The 18542-nt window shown below is 70.9% G+C and carries 16 protein-coding genes; 12 read left to right on the forward strand and 4 right to left on the reverse strand.

Annotation, left to right across the window (positions count from 1 at the left end):
- Positions 1-53 precede the first annotated feature (53 nt).
- Positions 54-1025, reverse strand: a complete 972-nt coding sequence (locus tag OEB96_RS36265) for an NAD-dependent epimerase/dehydratase family protein (RefSeq protein ID WP_266221456.1) — start codon at positions 1023-1025, stop codon at positions 54-56.
- 257 nt (positions 1026-1282) lie between these two features.
- Entirely contained in the window at positions 1283-2956 is a 1674-nt protein-coding gene (locus OEB96_RS36270; RefSeq protein WP_266221457.1) for a metallophosphoesterase family protein, read from the reverse strand.
- Positions 2957-3458: 502 nt separating this feature from the next.
- Between OEB96_RS36270 and OEB96_RS36275 the strand changes: the two genes are divergently transcribed.
- The 4 genes from OEB96_RS36275 to OEB96_RS36290 all read left to right on the forward strand — a co-directional run bounded on the left by OEB96_RS36275 (position 3459) and on the right by OEB96_RS36290 (position 5703).
- The gene (locus tag OEB96_RS36275) at positions 3459-3596 is read left to right on the forward strand and encodes a hypothetical protein (RefSeq protein WP_266221458.1); all 138 of its coding nucleotides are present in this window, start codon (positions 3459-3461) and stop codon (positions 3594-3596) included.
- A 41-nt stretch (positions 3597-3637) separates the two neighbouring features.
- Complete coding sequence (locus OEB96_RS36280; RefSeq protein WP_266221459.1) at positions 3638-3844, forward strand: hypothetical protein; 207 nt, start codon at positions 3638-3640, stop codon at positions 3842-3844.
- A gap of 301 nt (positions 3845-4145) precedes the next feature.
- Positions 4146-4643, forward strand: a complete 498-nt coding sequence (locus OEB96_RS36285) for a hypothetical protein (RefSeq protein WP_266221460.1) — start codon at positions 4146-4148, stop codon at positions 4641-4643.
- Positions 4644-4689: 46 nt separating this feature from the next.
- A complete protein-coding gene (locus OEB96_RS36290) occupies positions 4690-5703 on the forward strand; it encodes a hypothetical protein (RefSeq protein ID WP_266221461.1) in 1014 nt (337 codons plus the stop codon).
- Between the two features lie 4 nt (positions 5704-5707).
- On the opposite strand, the gene sppA is transcribed toward OEB96_RS36290, so the two are convergent.
- Positions 5708-7489, reverse strand: coding sequence for a signal peptide peptidase SppA (gene sppA / locus OEB96_RS36295; RefSeq protein WP_266221462.1), 1782 nt, complete (start codon positions 7487-7489; stop codon positions 5708-5710).
- A gap of 149 nt (positions 7490-7638) precedes the next feature.
- On the opposite strand from sppA, the gene OEB96_RS36300 reads away from it, so the two are divergent.
- From OEB96_RS36300 to OEB96_RS36330, 7 genes are all read left to right on the forward strand, one after another.
- Entirely contained in the window at positions 7639-8496 is an 858-nt protein-coding gene (locus OEB96_RS36300) for an MBL fold metallo-hydrolase (protein WP_266221463.1), read from the forward strand.
- Between the two features lie 76 nt (positions 8497-8572).
- Positions 8573-9733: an AAA family ATPase gene (locus tag OEB96_RS36305; protein WP_266221464.1), complete on the forward strand. Its 1161-nt coding sequence runs from the start codon at positions 8573-8575 to the stop codon at positions 9731-9733.
- Positions 9730-10179 (forward strand): bpX5 domain-containing protein, encoded by a 450-nt coding sequence (locus OEB96_RS36310; protein WP_266221465.1) that lies wholly within the window; start codon positions 9730-9732, stop codon positions 10177-10179. The genes OEB96_RS36305 and OEB96_RS36310 overlap by 4 nt, the downstream gene beginning before the upstream one ends.
- Positions 10176-12029: a hypothetical protein gene (locus OEB96_RS36315; RefSeq protein WP_266221466.1), complete on the forward strand. Its 1854-nt coding sequence runs from the start codon at positions 10176-10178 to the stop codon at positions 12027-12029. The genes OEB96_RS36310 and OEB96_RS36315 overlap by 4 nt, the downstream gene beginning before the upstream one ends.
- Complete coding sequence (locus tag OEB96_RS36320) at positions 12026-14794, forward strand: bpX6 domain-containing protein (RefSeq protein WP_266221467.1); 2769 nt, start codon at positions 12026-12028, stop codon at positions 14792-14794. The genes OEB96_RS36315 and OEB96_RS36320 overlap by 4 nt, the downstream gene beginning before the upstream one ends.
- A 264-nt stretch (positions 14795-15058) precedes the next feature.
- Entirely contained in the window at positions 15059-15691 is a 633-nt protein-coding gene (locus OEB96_RS36325) for a hypothetical protein (RefSeq protein WP_266221468.1), read from the forward strand.
- An 87-nt stretch (positions 15692-15778) separates the two neighbouring features.
- Positions 15779-16255: a hypothetical protein gene (locus OEB96_RS36330; RefSeq protein ID WP_266221469.1), complete on the forward strand. Its 477-nt coding sequence runs from the start codon at positions 15779-15781 to the stop codon at positions 16253-16255.
- Positions 16256-16269: 14 nt separating this feature from the next.
- Here the strand turns inward: OEB96_RS36330 and OEB96_RS36335 are convergent, their stop codons facing one another.
- A complete protein-coding gene (locus OEB96_RS36335; protein WP_266221470.1) occupies positions 16270-17415 on the reverse strand; it encodes an acyl-CoA dehydrogenase family protein in 1146 nt (381 codons plus the stop codon).
- Between the two features lie 22 nt (positions 17416-17437).
- Between OEB96_RS36335 and OEB96_RS36340 the strand changes: the two genes are divergently transcribed.
- Positions 17438-18502 (forward strand): hypothetical protein, encoded by a 1065-nt coding sequence (locus OEB96_RS36340; RefSeq protein WP_266221471.1) that lies wholly within the window; start codon positions 17438-17440, stop codon positions 18500-18502.
- Positions 18503-18542: the final 40 nt, after the last annotated feature.

An 18542-nucleotide genomic window follows, 5' to 3' on the forward strand; every position in this document is an offset into this window, starting at 1 on the left:
TGCCATGATACCCGACGCCATGCCCCGCGTGAGGGGGGCGGACGATACCCTCGTCAGTGGGGCGCGTTCCCCAGCTGGTCGGGGTCGCGCTCGAGCAGTTCGCGCACGCGCGGCACCAGGTCGTCGGTCATCGCATCGAGATCGAAGCGACACTGCCAACCCCAGTCGGCGCGAGCGGCCGCGTCGTCGAGCGCGTCGGGCCACGAGTCGAGGATGGCCTGGCGTCGCGGGTCGGGCTCGAACCCGATGCGAACCCCCGGGATGGCCCTCGCCACGCTGTCGGCGATCTGCTGGGCCGAGGGGCTGAAGGCCGCCACGTTGTAGATGCAGCGGCGCAGCCTGGAGCGCGGCGCCTCGGGGAGCTCGACCAGGGCTCGGATTCCGTCGGGCATGTACATCAAGGGGATGCGCGTGTCGGCCCGACAAAACGCCTGATAGGCGCCGTGGCGCACGCCATCGACGTACATGAACAGGGCGTAGTCGCTGGTACCACCGCCGGGCAGCGAGGCACTGATGAGGCCGGGGAATCTGACGCCACGGAAGTCCAGCCCGTAGCGGTGGTGGTAGTACTCGCCCAGCAGCTCACCCGCGACCTTGGTGACCCCATACATGGTGGTGGGGTGCAGCGGCACGTCCTCGGGCACGGTGGGCGGCAGTCCCGGGCCGTAGGCGGCGATGGTGCTGGTGAAGATCAGCTGCTCGACCCCGTGGGTCCGACAGGCCTCGAGCACGTTCCACGTGCCCTGCTGATTGACGAGGTAGGTCCGCTGGGGGTTGATCTCACCCCGCGCGCTGAGGATGGCGGCGAGGTGATAGATGCGGTCGGGCCGGATCTCGCCCACCAGCCCGTCGACGCGCTCGGGATCGGTCACGTCGAGCCCATGCCAGGGCACGGCGGGGTCGAGCACACCGGCGCCCGGACGCGCGACCACGTCGCTGCCATGGGCCTCGTGCCCCCCGGCGCACAGCTCCGCGATGAGATCGAGACCCACCTGTCCGCCCGCGCCCGTGACCAGTACTCGCATCGTCGTTTCCGGCCCTGCCCCCCGCGTCGCGCCGCGAGGCCCCGGGATCATCCGCGGGACCACGTTCCCGGGCAAGCAAACGCGCCTTGACGCCCGTGGGGCCGCTCACATCCACGGCGCACCGAACCACCTCGTCCCGCGCACCCAACCAACGAACCACCCCAACGAACCACCCCAAACCAACGAGCCACCCGACGAGCCCCCCTTGGGGGGCACCTCGCTGATTGCTTGCCTACCGTTGCCTGCGGGGGGCCAAACTAACTACTCGCCAAGGACGGATCCGAGGCGAAGAAGCGGTTGAGCTCGGGCCGCTGGTAGCTGCGGTAGTCGATGGCCCACGGCGTCACCGTGGTCTCGCCGTCCTTGCGAGCGATGGTCAGCGCCATCGGCCGTACGTCGCGATAGTTGCTGTCCTCGGGGACGTCGTCGTTCTCGACGCCGCCGGCCGAGAACAACGTGAGCAGCCGGATGTCGTCGCGCGGATACATGTCCTTGAACCCGGCGTTGACCTTCTCGTGGCCGCGCACCATCAGCACGCACCCGAGCTTGGACATGAAGCGGCGGAACTGCTGGCGGCCGAATGGAAAGCGGGCGCTGCTGCTCTGCAGGTCGTCGGGGATCACGTCGGCGCGGCTCGGGTCGCTCCACAGCATCTGGAAGCGAATGTCGGGATCGTTGAGCGACGACAGATCCTTCCAGCGCTCGCGCAGCAGCGAGTCGCGAGGGATGCCGCCGTGCACGAACATGAGATCGTCGTAGAGCAGGCTGTTGGGCATCCTCTCGAAGAACGCGAGGTAGCGCTCGAACACCTCGGTGGGCAGCACGGTCGAGAGGCTGTTGATGGTGTCGGCCGGCTTGACCCCGCCGTAGATGCGGCCCTGGTACTCGATGTAGTACTCGTGGTTGCCGCGCAGCACGAACACGTGCTCGGGCACCGTGAGATAGAGCTTGAGCACGGCCCGCAGCACGCCGTTGAACGAGAACCGCCCCCGGTCGATGTAGTCGCCCAGCAGCACCAGGCGCGGCTCGGGGTGCTTGTCGGGGTCGGCCCGGTAGGCCCGCACCTTGTTCATGAAGTCGCTCTGCATCACGGCGGCCTTGAGGCAGCTGTAGCAGCCGTGCAGATCTCCGAGCACGGTCAGCTCGAAGTCCCGGGGCCGGCTGACCACGTGGACGTGACCATCGAGGAACTCGCCGGGCTCGGTGAAGTCGTCGATGGCCTGCTTGCCGCGAAGGCGACCCCGGCCGAGCTTGCGCTGGTCTTCCCAGCGCGCCTCGACCTGCTCGAGCTGGCGAATGTCGGCCTCGATCTGCTTGCGGATCTGCTCGGGGTCGGCGGAGTAGTGGTGCTCGAAGCCGGAGAAGAACGGATGATCGACCTGCCTCGAGGGCAGCTCGGTGGGCCGGCTCACCTCGAGCCTGGCGATCTCGATGATCTCCACGTCGTCACCGACGACCTCGGCTCCCAGCAGAGCGGCGAGGTCGTTGCGAAACTGCACCTCGGCCGGGTGCACCACGCCATCGGCGTTGATGAACTCGTCGACGGTCTCGAGCAGCGCCCCTCGGTTCTCGGGGGACAGCTCGCGGAACATCTCGTAGCAGCGCAGCTTGAGCTGCGAGAGCACGAAGCCCTGGGGATCCTCGCCCTCGGCGACCGCCTCGGTGAACAGCGAGCGCACGTCGTAGTCGATCTGCTGGAAGCGCTCGACGTAGTGCTCGTGCTGGTGCTCGATCTGCTCGAAGCGCACCTCGGGCTCGAGCGCCCCCTGGGCGTCGACTCGTGCCGTGACCAGCCGGCGGAGGAAGGAGCGAACGAACGCCTTCTCGCGCAGGTCGAATTCGGAATCGATGTAGCCGCAGGTCGTGAGGTAGAAGATGACCGCCTCGATCTGCTGCTCGGCGATCGCGGGGTCGGGGCTGAGCTGGATCATCGCGTCGTCTCGCTGGGAGAGTCGTGAAGACGGGCCGATCCGGGCGGGGCCCGGGGGCCGCTGGGGCGGGGCGCTCGAATCGGCGCACCGGGGTGTCGGCGCCGCGGAGACACGTGCGCGCGGACGAGAGTAAACCTCAAACGGCGTCCGCACAGTGATCCGTCCGTCATCACGGCCTCGCCGCGGTGTCGCGAAACCGGCAGACCCTCGTTCTGAACGCTTGTGCGGCCCCTGAGGCCGGGGGTGGCCCAGAACGTGGCTCACGACCGAATGAGGTCGCGCACGGTCCCGGGGCAGAGAATTCGACTCGATCCTGGAGCCGGAATCGCCGACCGATTTGACCGGGATTCCCGCCTTTTGGCATAAGGGAGCGCCTGCCGCCGAGGCGCAATCCGTCTCGGGGCAACACCACCACTACTTCGCGAGGAACGAAATGCGAAAGACCGCTGCTCTTCTGTGTGTCCTGGTTGCCCTTCCGGCCATCGCCTGCTCGTACGGCGGCATGGCTGCGCACTCCAACGGCAAGATCTACATCGCCCGCAACGACGGCTTCCTGTTCGGCGCCCTGCGCAAGATGTACGAGTGCACCCCCGACGGCGCTGGCAACATGACCTGCGTCGCCGCCGCTGGCCGTCCGTAGCGCCGGGTTTCCATCTCCAACGAAGAAGAAGGAGAGGAACCATGCGCAAGACGGCTGCTCTACTGTGCGCCCTCGTGGCGCTGCCGCTCATCGCCTGCTCGTACGGCGAGATCGTCGCCCACGACAACGGCAAGCTCTACGTCGCTCGCAACGACGGCTTCCTGTTCGGTGCACTCCGCAAGATCTATGAGTGCACCCCCGATGGCGCAGGCAACGTGACCTGCCAAGACATCGCGGGCAAGCCCTAGGCTGCAACAAAAACTCGAGCTCGAGCCCGGCCCCGCGGTGCACTGCATCCACGGGGTCGGGTTCTTGCTTTACATGCCCCCCGCGGCCTGCCGGCTGCGAGAGAGCAGCCAGCTTGCCCCCCAAGGGGGGCATTTGGGAGGCAGGACGGTACGCTCTACTCTGCTCGCCCCGCGACCAGCTGGCTGCGAGCGAGCAGCCAGCTGGCGCCCCGCGGCCTGCCGGCTGCGAGCGAGCAGCTGGCGCCCCGCGGCCTGCCGGCTGCGAGCGCGAGCGTCAACCAAGCTACCCTCCGAGGCGATCGTGCGAACGTCCAAGATCCTTCCGGCCAAGCTCTCCGCGGTTCTGACGATTGGCGGGCTCGTGCTCGCATCGACCGGCTGCTTCGACGGTGATGCCTCCAGCGGTCCGCCGCAGCGGGCGATGCCACGCAAGGCAGACCCCGAGCTCACGCACTCGTGGCAGGTGCCACCCGACAAGAGCGTGCTCGGAGGGGCCGACCTCGGCAGCGACCCGCCCGCGCTCGCCGACGCGCTGATGAGCAGCGGGGCGGCCCCGAGCATCACCCATCGCATCAGCCTCGCATGCGCAGAGAAGGGCGCGCTGGCCCATACGGCCACCGTGGCGCTGCGGCTGTCGATCGCCGAAGGGGGCACCGTGACCTCGCTCGAAGGCGATCCGGCGGGCGCGGCCGCGACCTGCATCGCGGACGCCTTCCGCGAGGAGCTGGCCAAGCTCTACCCGCTGCCCGCGGGCGCTGCGCTCCTGGTGCTGCGATTCCACCCGCGCCAGGGCGGCTAGGCGCCCGGCCTAGTAGGCCCGCGGGCTTTCGGTTAGCCTTCGGACCGTGCGCTGCCGCGCATATCAGATCCCCTCCGAGGTCTATCGGGAGATCGAGACCCAGATCCTCCAGCAGCTTCGCGACGGGGACCTGGATCAGCTCCGCCACCTGCTGAGCGAGCACGATCTCGAGGTCGAGCTGCTCAGCGGCGAGTGGCGGATCCTGTTCGCGGCGCTCGAGGACTACTTCCAGGAGGTCGACCACGGTCGGCGGATCGCCCGCATGGCGGTGAGCCCCGACGAGCTCGCGGAGTTCGTCGACTTCCTGCGCGACGAGCAGCGACAGGAGCAGTGGCGGCCGATCTCGTTCGGGCTGGCCGAGCTCACCGATGCGCTGCCGGTCGACTGCGACCTGGTGGGCGTGGTGTTCACCGAGGAGAGCGACGACTGGCTGTGGGCCGAGCCGGTGTCCGAGCTGGTGGCGATCCGTCCCGAGGTGTTCGAGCTGATCGAGCCGCACATGCGCACGCTGATGAGCGTGGGCGACTTCGCGGCGCTGGCCCGGCTGGCCGAGGATCACGCCGAGGGCTGCGTGGAGCTGTCGGCCCACCAGTGGCGGCTGATGATGAAGCACTCGGCCGAGCGAGTGCCCGAGCTGCTCCCGATCTATCAGCAGCGGATCTCGGCGCCCGACGACTACACCGGCATCCTCGAGGGGCTGGGCCAGGTGGCCGACCCGCGGTTCCAGCCCAGCCTCGACGCGTGGCTGCGGGTGCACTCCAACACGGCCCAGTATGCGCTCTACTTCCGCGACGCGGGGCTCGAGCGGCGCGAGCTCGAGGGCTCGGGACTCATTCGGCTCAGCGACATCTCCATCGACGACCAGGTGACCCAGCGGCTGCCGGTGATCCCCGGTGGGTCGAAGCCGGCCCACGTGATCGGGCCGCCCAGGCTCGAGCCGGCCACCATCGGCGAGGAGGCCGGGGAGGAGGCCGGTGACGAGCTCGGCGGAGACGATCACCAGCCCGACGGCCAGCCGACCGACACCGACGACGAAGAGGAAGAAGAGGAAGAAGAGTAGCCGCCTACTCGACCACCAGCGGCGGAGCCATCACCACCCCGCCTTCGCCGCTGGCGAGCTCGGCCGCCCGCACGGCCGCCGCCAGGCCGCGCCAGCGCTCGAGGCCGGTCTCGAGCTGGGCCCGCGCGCTGATGTCGTCGCTGTTGTCGGGCGAGCCCTCGAGCAGGCGGGTGACCATGCTCTTGCTGGCCGGGAACATGCGCAGCTCGATCGCTGCGTCGGCCGACAGCCCGGCCTCTTGCTTGGCCAGCGCGATCGCGGTGGACAGACCGCCGAGCTCGTCGACCAGCCCCAGCTCCTTGGCTCGCGTACCCGTCCACACGCGGCCCTTGGCCACGGCCTCGACCTGCTCGGGCGTCAGCCCCCGACCGTCGACCACGCGCTGCTTGAAGTCGGTGTAGATCCGGTCGAGCCACAGCTGCAGGTCGGCCCAGCCCTTGGTGTCGTAGCCGTCGATGTCGCTCCAGAACGCGGCGTTGCCCGAGGTCTGCGCCGTGTCCCAGGTGATGCCGAGCTTGTTCCACAGCCCGCGGGTCACCATCTTGATCGCGACCACGCCGATCGAGCCGGTGATGGTGGAGGGGTGGGCGACGATCTTGTTGGCGCCGGCCGACACGTAGTAGCCGCCCGAGGCGGCGTAGTTGCCCATGCTGACCACCACCGGCTTGCCCGCGTCGCGGGCCCGGGCGGTGGCCCGCCAGATCGCGTCGGAGGCCACGGCCGAGCCTCCAGGGCTGTCGACCCGGAACACGATCGCCTCGACCTCGGGATCCTCGATGGCGGCCCCGAACGCGGCCACGACCGTCTCGGCGCCCATGGTGGGCGAGCTGTCGAGGGGGTCGAAGCTGCTGGGCCCGCGGGAGATCGGCCCGCTGCCGTGGATCACGGCGATCGCGGTGCCCTCGTCCCACGCGCCCCCGGCCCGCTCGAGGTAGGGCTTGGGGTAGAGGCGCTCGGCGTCGCCGCCCACCTTCTGCTCGAGCTTGGCGAGCACCTCGTCGCGATAGGCCAAGCCGTCGACGAGCCCGAGCTCGAGGGCCTCGGACGCGAGGTAGGGGCCCTGCTCCATCACGGTGCGCGCGCGGTCGGCATCGTCGCGCAGGCGCGGAGCGATGGCCTCCACCATGCGGTCGCGCATGTCGCCGAGCAGCGCCTCGGTCTGCTCGCGGGAGGCCTCGCTCATGTGGCGCTCCACCTGGCGATCGTAGGCGGTCTTGTACTGGGCCCGGCGGTCGCCCTGAACCTCGATGTCGAGCTTGTCGAAGGTGCCGCGCATGAACATCTGCTCGCTGCGCAGCCCCGTCAGCCCCACTGCGCCCGTGGGCTGCAGCCAGATCTCGTCGAAGGCGGTGGCCAGGTAGTAGCCCTGGTTGCCGGGGCCCATCTCGCCGAGGGTCTCGGAGAACGCGACCGCGGGCTTGCCCGAGGCGCGGAAGGCGATGATGGCGTCGCGCAGCTCCTCGACCTGCGCCATGCCGTGGGAGGTGCCGTCGAGGTAGGCGACGACTCCTAGCACCCGATCGTCGGTGGACGCGCGCTCGAGCGCCTCGACGACCTCGACCCAGGAAGTGCTCGGACCACCGAGGACCGAGTCGAGCGGATTGCTCGATCCAGGGGTGCCGAGCGGTCGATCGAGGTGGAGCTCGAGGACGGTGCGGCGCGGAACCTCTTCGCGGGAGGCACAGGTGCAGGTGATCGCGGCTCCCACCAGCAGCGCCAGCACGGTGGTCACGATCCCGATGACGGTGAACACCGTGAGCAGCCGCTGCCGCAACCTTGTCGTCATGTCGAGATGGTACGGCAAATCCGCGGTTCGACCCGGGGGCTGGTACCTCGGTTTCAGCCCCGGGCGCCGTCCGGGGCGCTCGGGGCGGCCGAGGGGCGCCCGGCGGTGGTCGTGGTGCCGGGGCAGCGGCGATGCTATCTCCTCGGGCCGTGGAGCTTCGCTCGGTCCTGGGGAACTCGCAGCGCCTCGACGGGGGCGCGATGTTCGGCAATTGCCCGCGCGCGCTGTGGCAGCGCTGGTGCCCGCCCGACGAGCACAATCGCATCGCACTGGCATGCCGGGCCCTGCTGGTGCGCGAGGACGACGGCCGCGTGGTGTTGCTCGAGACCGGCATCGGCAGCTTCTTCCCGCCCAAGCTACGGGAGCGCTACGGGGTGCAGGAGGCCGAGCACGTGCTGCTGGCCCAGCTCGGTGCGCTCGGGATCCAACCGACCGACGTCGACGTGATCGTGCTGTCGCACCTGCACTTCGACCACGCGGGGGGCCTGCTGCAGCCATGGCAAGAGGGGGCCGCGCCGGCGCTGGCGTTTCCCCGGGCGCGCTACGTGGTGGGAGCGCAGGCGTGGGCGCGCGCCAAGGCTCCCCACGCGCGCGACCGAGCGTCGTTCATACCCGAGCTGCAGGATCTGCTCGAGGGCACGGGGCGGCTGGAGATCGTGGAGGGCACGAGCTCGAGCACGCTCGGCCAGGGCTACTCGTTCTCGCTGTCGCACGGGCACACCCCCGGCCTGCTGCTCACGCGGGTCGAGACCCCACGCGGGCCCATCACCTTCATGGGCGACCTGGTGCCTGGGGTACCGTGGGTGCACCTGCCGATCACGATGGGCTACGATCGCCACCCCGAGCTGCTCATCGAAGAGAAGCAGGCGCTGCTCGACCGGATCCACGCCGAGGACGGCTGGATGTTCTTCACGCACGACGCCGCGGTGGCGGCCGCCAAGGTGAGCGTGGACGAGCACGGGCGCTATGGCGCCGCGGGGTCGATCGACGAGCTCCGCTGGGACTAGGGCCCCGCAGCGCCGCCCGGTGACGCCGAAACCGGCCGGCTTGAAAAGCGTGCCCTGCACCCGTATGCAAGCGCGGGTGACGATCGAGGTCGAAGCGGCGGCCGAGCGGCTGCGGGGGGTCATCGAGCGGGCATGCACGGGGCTGGTGCAGCGCGAGGTGGCGGTGCAGTTGGTGGTGCTGGCCGCGGTGGCGCGCGAGCACGTGTTGCTGGTGGGGCCGCCCGGCACGGCCAAGAGCGAGGCGGTGCGCCGCGTGGCCACGGGGCTCGGGGGGCGCTACTTCGAGTATCTGGTGGGGCGGTTCACCGAGCCGGCGGAGATCTTCGGCCCCGTCGATCTGCAGCGGCTGCGCGAGGGCGTGGTGGAGACGCGCACCAGCGGGATGCTGCCCGAGGCCGACATCGCGTTCCTCGACGAGGTGTTCCTGGGCTCGACCGCGATCCTCAACACGCTCCTGGGCCTGCTCAACGAGCGGGTGTTCCGCCGCGGGCACACCACGATCGCGTGTCCGTTGCGGGTGTGCGTGGGGGCGTCCAACGGCCTGCCCAAGGAGCCTCAATTGGCGGCGTTCTCCGACCGCTTCTTGCTGCACCTGTTCCTCGAGCCGGTCGGCGACCCGTACCTCGAGACGCTGCTCGACGCCGGCTGGACGCTCGCCAGCCAGGCGCGCGGCGGTGAGTCGACTTCCGATGACGACGCGCTGGCCTCGCTCGATGCGCTGAGCGAGGCCGCGACCCGGGCCGAGGTGGCGACGATCCGACCGCACCTGGCCGAGGCGGTCCGGGTGCTGCGAGGCGCGGGCATCGAGCTGAGCGACCGTCGCGTGGTCAAGCTCCAGCGGCTGGTGGCCGCGGCGGCCGTGCTCGACGGGCGCACCAGGGCCGACGGGCGCGACCTGTGGCCGGTGGTGTTCGCGATCCCCGAGCCGGCCGACCAGGACCGCGCTCGTGACCTGCTGCGGGCAACGCTGGAGACCAGCCGCAACGTCACGCTAGGCTCGGCGGCCGAGAACGCCTCGCTGGGGCCCTTGGCGCGGGCCCAACGGCTCGAGCGCACGGCCGAAGAGCTGCTGGGGATGGAGCTGTCCGATGATCCCACCGCGCGACGGCGCTGGCGGCTGCGGCTCGAGGGGGTGGCGCGGGAGCTCGACGCCGGCTTTCCCCCCGAGGATCGACCCGAGTCGCTCACGGCGGTTCGCGCTCGGCTGGTGGCCAAGCTCGAGGAGACCGCACCTTGAAGCTGGCGATCCCCGGGCTGCAGCGCCGCCCGGTCGTGGGCGAGCTGCGGATCGACGGCGTGGCCGCGCTCGGACCCGCGGTGCGTCGCCTGCTGGCGCGTCTGCTGCTCGATGACGACGAGGAGCTCGCCCGCTTGACCGGAGTGGCCTCACCCAAGGGTGCTCTGCCCGAGGTGGCCGTGGTGCTGGGGCCCACCGATGCGCTGCCATGGCTCGAGGAGGCGATCCACCTGGGGCGGCTGCCGGACGAGCCTGCCTTGCTGCTGCCCACGGGGGTGTGCCCGCCGCTGCCGGGCGCGGTGCTGCTGCGTGCGCTGCGGGCCCACGCGCCGCGGGCCCGTCCTCCGCTGGTGCTGTTGCCGAGCACCCAGCACGTGATCTCGCTGGCCGAGGCTCGCCCGCTGCTGCGCGAGCACCTGCGTAAGCGGATGGAGGCGCGCGCATGACGGCGATCGAGCTGCCCCGCGCGCTGCGGCCGTGGACCGAGCCGCTGACGATGCTCGACCCGGTGGTCCACGACGGTCTGGGCCGCTGGCTCCACCCGCTGCGCAGTCTGTTGGGGCCGCTGGCGGTGCCGCGCTCGGCCAGCGAGGGCGAGCCCGATGGCTACGCGGGGCTGCATCGCCGCGGTTCCTATGAGCGGCTGCTGCTGAGCGAGTGGGCGGTGGCACTCGAGGCGCCCGAGGAGTTCCTGCGACGCGCCACCGCTGGCGAGCACGTGTTCATCGCGCCTGCATTCCACGAGCCCCAGGCCGCGAGCGCCAGCGTTGCGCTGCTCGACGCCGGACCGCGCCAGCTCGGCGCTCCGCGGCTGCTCCACCTGGCGCTCCTGGTGGTGCTGCGGCAGCGAGCCCAGGATGGTGGCGCGAGCTTTCGCTTCGGAGTGCTGCAGGATCCCGAGGAGCCGCCGCGCGAGCTGACGCCGCCCGCGATCACCGAGTGGATGGCCCACGGCACCTGGCAGCCCACCGTGACCCGTGCGTCGGCGTGGGAGGCTCGCCTGGCCGAGCTGGCCGCGCCCGATGTCTGGCTGGTGGGCGCCGCCGACCTGCTGCCGCTGGCGCAGCGGACGGGGGCGGGACTGCTGGAGATCGAAGAGGTCACCCACGATGGTGCGCCCGCGCTGCGCCTGCGCGCGCACCATCGCCAGCGCGGCAGCCGGGCGATCATCCTGCCCCTGCCGCCCCCCGACGCGGGCGTGCGGATCCTTCGCTCGCCGCTGGCCCCCCCTCCGCCGGTGCCTCGCCCCGACCGCGGCCACGATGCCCCGCCGTGCACCGATCGGCTCGGGCAGCTCTCGTGCGACGGCCGCCGCTGGGTGCTGCCCCATCGCGATGGAAGCGCGGGCGCCCTGCACGTGCCCAACACCACCCGGGAGCAGCCGGGGCGCACCAAGCTCATCATGGCCGACCACGACCTCGTGCTGCTGGCCGTCGACATCAAGGGCAAGCGACCGATCGCGGTGGCGGTCTCCGACGAGGGCGAGGTGGTGCTGCGCGGCAGCGGCCTGGCCCTGGGCGAGGGACCGCCGTCGTCGATCTCGACCGAGCAGCACACGGGCCTGCTGCTGCCCGTCACGTTCCAGCGCCCCAGCAGAGGACTGGAGCTGCTCACCATGTTCGTCGTCACCGCGACCGCGCTGGTGTTCGATGCCTGGATCCTCGACGCGCACGACCAGCTATGGGAGCTGCGGATCGAGCTCCAGGACTCGAGCCATCGGATCATCCGCCGCACCCTCGACGTGCGCGACCGCGGGTGCCGATCGCTGTGGCGGCTCGACGCCGACACGGTGGCCTGGCTCTCCGACAGCCAGCAGCGCATGCTGAGCTCACCCCGGCTGTTCGGCAACGACCACGTGCTGGCCGCCGAGGAGCGAGCGCAGTGCGTGATCAGCCCCATGCCGATCCGCAAGCACCGAGCGCTGCGCTTCGCCGTCCCCCACGGCAATGCGCTGCGCGTCCATGACTTCGATGCCAACGGTCAAACCACCCAGGATCTCGTGCTGCCGCCCGGTCGAGCGTTCGGCTTGCGTGCGATCCCCACGGGTGCACCTTCGACCACCCCGGTGGCCCTCTACGTGAGCCCCGACTGGCGCGGCGTGTGCACCCAGCAGCGCAGCAGCGGCGACCACCTGCTGTTCACCACCTCGTCGCGGATCCAGCAGATCCGCTACGAGCCCGCGTGCGACAAGATCGTGTGGCGGACCGAGCACGGGGAGCTGGGGATCTACGATCCCTTCCGTCGCCAGATGCTGCGGCGGATCTCCCCGCAGGGCATCACGGAGGACGAGCCATGAGCGCACTGCTGCCCCGCGTGCTGCTCCACCGGGGGCGGATCCAGGCCGGCGGCCTGTGGCTCGACCGTACCCTGCTCGGTGAGCGGCAGGCCCGGGCTCGCGTGCTCGAGCACCTCCACGGCACGCGGGCGGTGCTCGACGTGGGCGGCGGCTATCTGCTGCTGTTCACGACGCCACGCTGGCTCGACGCCGATTGTTGCCCGGGCACCCCGGTGATCGAGCACGACGGTCGCTGGCTCGCGGCGCCGCTTCGCCCCGACGAGCACGCGCGGGTCGATGCGCCGCCCGGCAGCCTGGTGCGCGTCCACGGCGGTCGGCTCGAGGCGCTGCCGCTGCAGAGCGCGCCGCCCGTAGACGTGGCGCCGTGGCTCGAGCTCTCGAACTTCTGCGTGCTCGAGGTGGAGCCGCTCGGCGAGCGCCCTCGTGCAGCCGCCCCCACCCTCGCCGCGGGCACGATGGTCGACGCGAGCGTCCGCTCGCTGCTCGGTGAGCGCCTGCCTCCACCCGACCCGCAGCGCGACGAGATCCTCGCGGCCCTGGCCGACCCCGAGCAGGCGACACGAGCGAGGGGCACCCCTCGCGGAGGCTTGCTGGGCGCGCTGGAGGGCTGGTGGTCCGCGCTGGTGGGCAAGCCGGCCTCGGCCCTCCCCCAGGCCGGGCCCATCATCGGCGGCACGGGGCGCACGCACGGCGAGAGCTCCTCCACCGCATCGCCCGCCGACCCGCCGCGCCCGGGCTGGCTGCGCAAGTGGATGTCCAAGCTGGTCGCGAATAGCCAGCTCGCCCAGGTGATCGGTCGTCGACAGGCGATGTACCTCGAGCAAACCATGCAGATGTTCGAGGGCAAGGACTGGGACGAGGCGCTGCGCCGGGCGATCCCATTCTCGTCGCTGCCCGGCGCACCCGCTCCCCCCAAGCTGTCGGTACCCACGCCGCGGGCCCAGCTCGAGCTCCGGGCCGAGCGCTCGCCGGGGGCCAAGACCTCGATGACCCTGGGCGACGATCTCTACGAGCGCTTCAAGACGCTCTACCGCCAGGCCGCGCGCGAGCTCGAGGCGCAAGATCGCATCGAGGAGGCCGCCTACGTGTTGTTCGAGCTGCTCGGCGACGATGCCGAGGGCGTGGCCATGCTCGAGCGTCACGAGCGCTATGACCTGGCCGCGCGCATGGCCGAGGGCCGCGGCATGACGCCGGGGTTGGTGATCCGCCTGTGGTTCCTCGCCGGCGAGCCCGCCAAGGCGATCCTGGTGGCGCGCCGCACCGGAGCCTTCGCCGATGCGATCGAGCGACTCCAGCGCAATCACCCCGCGCTCGCCGATCGCCTGCGCCTGTCGTGGGCCGATCGCCTCGCCAGCGCGGGTGACTACGCGGCGGCCGTCGACGCGGTGTGGCCGGTAGAGTCGGCGCGTAGCCTGGCGCGGGCGTGGATCGACCTCGCGATCGCCTTCGGTGGCCCGGTCGCGTGCCGCCTGCTCCCGCGCAAGCTCGCGACGTGGCCCGACGATCCCATCGCGACCTCCGAGGTGAGCACCGCCGTGGGCGAGCTGCTCGACGACGATGCCCCCGAGGCCCTGCCGCTGCGGCAGGCGCTGGGCGATGCATGGCTCGACCACCGCGCGGCCACCCCGGTGTGGACCGAGCTCGGGCGCACGCTCGCCCGTCGCCTGATGCTCGATGCCAGCGTCACCGACCAGTCCAGGTCACCGATGCGTCTGCTCGAGCAGCTCGGCGATCGCCTGCTCCACGTCGACGCGACGCGAGCCCGTGCGACCCCCAAGCCCCCGACTCCCACCCCGCGCACGCCGATCTTCGAGGCGCACGAGCGCGGCCTGACCCCCGTGCACGACGCGGTGCTCCTGCCCAACGGTCGCCTGCTGCTGGCGCTGGGCGACGCGGGCATGCGGTTGTGCGATGCCCGCGGCCGAACCCTGCGAGCCTACGAGCACCCCGCATCGCGCCTGGTGCTCGCCGACAACGGCACCCGCGCGCTGGGGCTGATCCAGCGCGGCGAGACGTGGACGCTGCGGCGCATCGAGCTCTGCTCGGGTCGCGCCGAGGTGTGGTGCGACGCTCGCATCCTCCATCCCGCGAGCAGCTACGACGGCGCCGCGTGGTTCGTCGCCGATCACCAGGGCATGGCGGTCATCCTCGTCGACACCCAGGCCCCGGGCCTCGACGCGCTGTGGCGCGTGTCGCTCCCGAGCGGCACGACCATCGTGGCCCTGGAGCGCTCGTCCTCCCACATGGGCCTGGTGACGCACCACGCCGCCCCGGGCGCGATGCTCTTCGAGATCTGGACCTACGAGCTGACCACCAACGGTCCGGTGCTCCGCCAACGTCGCGATGTGGAGATCCCCATGACCACCCGCGCGCTCGCCCTCGCAAGCGACCCGCCCCGGTGCTCGCTCGCCCCCAGCGGTCCCATGGTCGCCGAGCTCTCTCTCGGTCCCAAGGACCCCATGCGGCGCGTCGTCGCCTCGGGACCCAGCGGCACGATCGTCGAGGCACGGCTGTCTCGCGTCCACGCCCTGCACGCACGCGCCACCCACGTCGACTACATCGAGGCCCGCAACGAGGGCCTGGTGCTCCATCGCCTCGACTACGCCTCGATGGTCCCGCCCGCCACGCCGATCCTCGAGCTGCGCGGTAGCCATGACGCCCACCTCCACGCGCTATCGAGCGACGAGCTGCTCGTGATCGACGACCTCGGTCGCGTGATCCGGCTCGACGCGCAGGGCCGCGTGACGAGCTGGTGGCTGGTGTGATCTCGGCGCGCGAACGTGGCGCCCAGGTGGGACACTGCGCAATCTCGCGATCCACGGGAGCCTCGTGCTCGCCTCCGCGCCCCGCTGGCGCGCTTCTGGACCGCGTTCGGGCACTCCTTGCCGACAGCGGGCGTCGGCAGAACCGCGATTCGATGATGATCGCGAGCCGCCAACGTGCCACCATGACGCCCCCGGGGTTTGGTCTCGGGGATTCGGGTCACCATGTCCGTGCTGTCGTCCCTCGTTCTCGCGACGCTTCCCCTCGTGCCGAGCCACGCGCCGCTGGCCTCCTTGCCGCTCGCCCTCGCTGCTGGCCCCACGCCCACCGAGGCCGCCGCCACCGAAGAGGAAGAAGAGGAGGAGCAAGAGGAGAAGGAGCTGCGACGCACCAAGGGCCTGGTGATGCGGGGCTTCGCCAAGGTCGGCACGGCCACCTTGCCCGGCATCGGCATCGGCGGCGGCCTGAGCGTGGGGTACCTGCGCAATCGCTTCCGCGTCGACCTCATGGGCTCGGGTCGCCTCAACCGCAGCGCGTGGTATCCCCACGGCGAGGTCGGCGGTGACTTCGCGCTGTGGCGCGCCGGCCTGCGAGCGTGTGCCGTGTTCGGCTCGGGTCGCATCTCCACGCCGCTGTGTGGCGGAGCCGACACCGGCATGGTCACCGCGTCGGGCGTGGGCGTCGCCTCGGCTCGTACCGAGCGTCAGCCGTGGGCGTCGGCCTTCGCCGACATCGATCTGGCCTGGCACGTGCTGCCGCAGGTCGCGTTGATCACCACCAGCCGCTGGCTGGTTCCCCTGGCGCGCCGAAACTTCTACGTGGGCGATCGCGGCACGCTGGTCACCACGCCTCCGTTCGGCGTGGAGATCGGCCTCGGGCTCGAGCTCGTGCTGCCGTAGCCTGCACCTGTCATCATCGCGCGGCGCGAAACCGATCGCGTCGCGGCTCGAATTCCTACCGGTCGCTCGAAGACGAGGGTCGTGCACATGAAGCGCAGCGTGATCGTAGCCGTGGGGTTGCTCGTGTTCGGGGGAGTCGTGCCTGCGTGCGGCCTCGAGGACGTGTGCATCGGCGAGTGCGAGGGCCCGGGGCAAGACACCGACGCCACCGAGAGCGCGGCATCGCAGGGCACCAACTCCGGGCCCACCGATGGATCACCCAGCACGGGCGGCACCGATCCCACCCAGGGCGATCCCACCGAGAGCGGGCCGACCGCATCCGCGGGCACCGTCAGCGACTCCGCCGGCACCGCCAGCGACTCCGCCGAGGGCACCATGGACGGAGGCTCGGCCACCATGGGCTCGGCCACCATGGGCTCGGCCACCATGGGCTCGGCCACCATGGGCTCGGCCACCGACACGGACTCGGGCACCATGGGCTCGGGCACCGACATGGGCTCGGGCACCATGACCGACACCGACGCGGGCACGGCAGGAACCACCGACGGTGACACCGGCGCCTGATCGCCCGCGAGCCCTCAAAGGCCCATCTGCTTGGCGATGATCACCTTCATGATCTCGCTGGTCCCCGCGTAGATCCGCTGCACGCGAGCGTCCATGAAGGCCCGAGTGACCGGGTACTCGAGCATGTAGCCGTAGCCCCCGAACATCTGCAGGCAGGTGTCGACCACGCGGCCGAGCATCTCCGTCTGCCACAGCTTGGCCATCGAGCACTCCTTGACCAGGTACTGCCCGCTCATGTGCTCGGTGACGAGCCGATCGATGAACGCCTGCCCCACCTCCACCTCGGTGGCGCACTCGGCCAGCTTGAAGCTGGTGTTCTGGAACTTGGTCAGCGGTCGCCCGAATGCGTGGCGCTCCTTGGTGTAGGCGATCGTGTCGGCGAGCACCTGCTGGGCCGCCGCCTGGGCCGTCACCGCCACCGCCAGGCGCTCCTGCTGGAGCTTCTGCATGAGCATGAGGAAGCCGGTCCCCTCGGCCCCCAGCAGGTGGTCGGCGGGGATGCGGCAGTCCTCGAAGAACAGCTCGGCCGTGTCCTGCGACGCCATGCCCATCTTGGCCAGCTTGCGCCCCTTGACGAAGCCCGGGGTGCCGGCCGGGACCAGGAACAGCGAGAGCGCCTGGTGGGGATCGGTGCCCTCCCCGCCCGTCCGCGCCGCCACGATGCACAGGTCGCAGAGGATCGCATTGGAGATGAAGGTCTTGGTGCCGTCGAGCACCCACTGGTCGCCGTCGCGGCGCGCGGTGGTCGAGATCGCCGCGAGGTCGGAGCCCGTGCCCGGCTCGGTCATCGCCACGGCGGTGACCACCTCGCCGCTCGCACACGCGGGCAGCCAGCGCTCCTTCTGCGCCTTGGAGCCGTAGGCCTGGATGTAGGGCACCACGATGTCCGAGTGCAGCGGCATGGCAAAGCCCGACTCGTAGATCCGGGCCAGCTCCTCGATCACCACCACCGAGTGCAGGAAGTCTCCGCCCGCTCCGCCGTACTCCTCGGGCATCCACGGACACAGAAGACCCGCCTCGCCGGCCTTGCGCCACGCCTCGCGATCGACCGATCCGGCCTCGTTCCAGGCGTGCTGATGGGGCACCACCTCGCGCTCCAGGAAGCGACGCACGGCATCGCGGAACAGGTCGTGCTCTTCGGAGAAGATTGCGCGCTGCATGGGCGGGGCGTAGCGTAGCAGGGTGGAGCGGTCTTCGTACGAGTCGTGGTTCCCGCAGCTGTTTGGCTTTCGGGAGGGATCCTACGAGGACACGCGCGGGCAATTCGTGGTGGAGGGCACCACGCTGCGCTCGCTGGCCAACGGTCGCACGTTCGAGATCGGGACGTTCGCCACCCCCACCCTCGCATCGCTGCGCGAGCGCTCCCCCGAGGCTCTTCGCGGGCGGCTCGAGGTCGAGCACGAGGCGATCGGCGACGTGCTCGAGCTGCACGCGCTCCCGGCCAACCGCGGCGCGCTGTTCCAGGTGGCCTCGCAATTCAACTGTCTCGAGTTCGCCGATCCGCGCCAGGTGCCCGAGGACGGGATCACCGACTACTCGACCGACCCCACCCAGGGCCCGGCGTGCTCGCTGGCCGCGGCGGCGGCCACCGTGTATCGCAACTACTTTTGTGCGTTTGCGGCGCCCGCCGGGGGGAAGGTCGGCGGCGAGGGCCAGACTCGCGAGCGACAGATCGACAACCTCGACCAGCTCGCGGCCATGCTCGGTGGCCCCGCCGAGTACTTCGAGGTCGTCAACGGCTACACGTGGTCGGACGAGACGCGCCTGCGACGGCTTCGCGAGCGGATGACCGCTCACGACCGCGACCGGCTGTTGGGCGCGGTGAAGATCGGCCTACAGACGGGCGTGGGCGTGACCTTCGCGCGACGCTTCGCAGAGCCGCCGCAGCCCACGACCGTCTCGCAGGCGTTCTGCTCGGCGCTCTCGTGCGGCTACACCCGGGTGGGACTCGACCACTGGGAGCCGCTGGCCACGCTGGTCCTCGATGCCGCCTACGAGGCCACGCTGTGGGCGGCCGCGCTGCATGCCCGCGGCGAGGATGGACGGCCACCGCGGGTGTGGCTCACGTTCCTGGGCGGCGGGGCCTTCGGCAATCGCAAGCAGTGGATCGCCCGCGCCATCGGCCGCGCGCTGGCCCGGCTCGACGGAGTGGCACTCGACGTCCGCATTGCGCACTACCGCCGGTTCGACGAGGGGATGGCGGCGGAGATCGATCGCGCCCGCCAAGGCGCTCTGCGAGCGGGCTAGCACCTCGGCATACGAGCCCGCCCCTCCGCGCCTGCCGACG

Origin of the sequence: Paraliomyxa miuraensis (assembly GCF_026337845.1) — a bacterium.
GTDB classification, from domain to species: Bacteria; Myxococcota_A; Polyangia; order Nannocystales; family Nannocystaceae; genus Paraliomyxa; species Paraliomyxa miuraensis.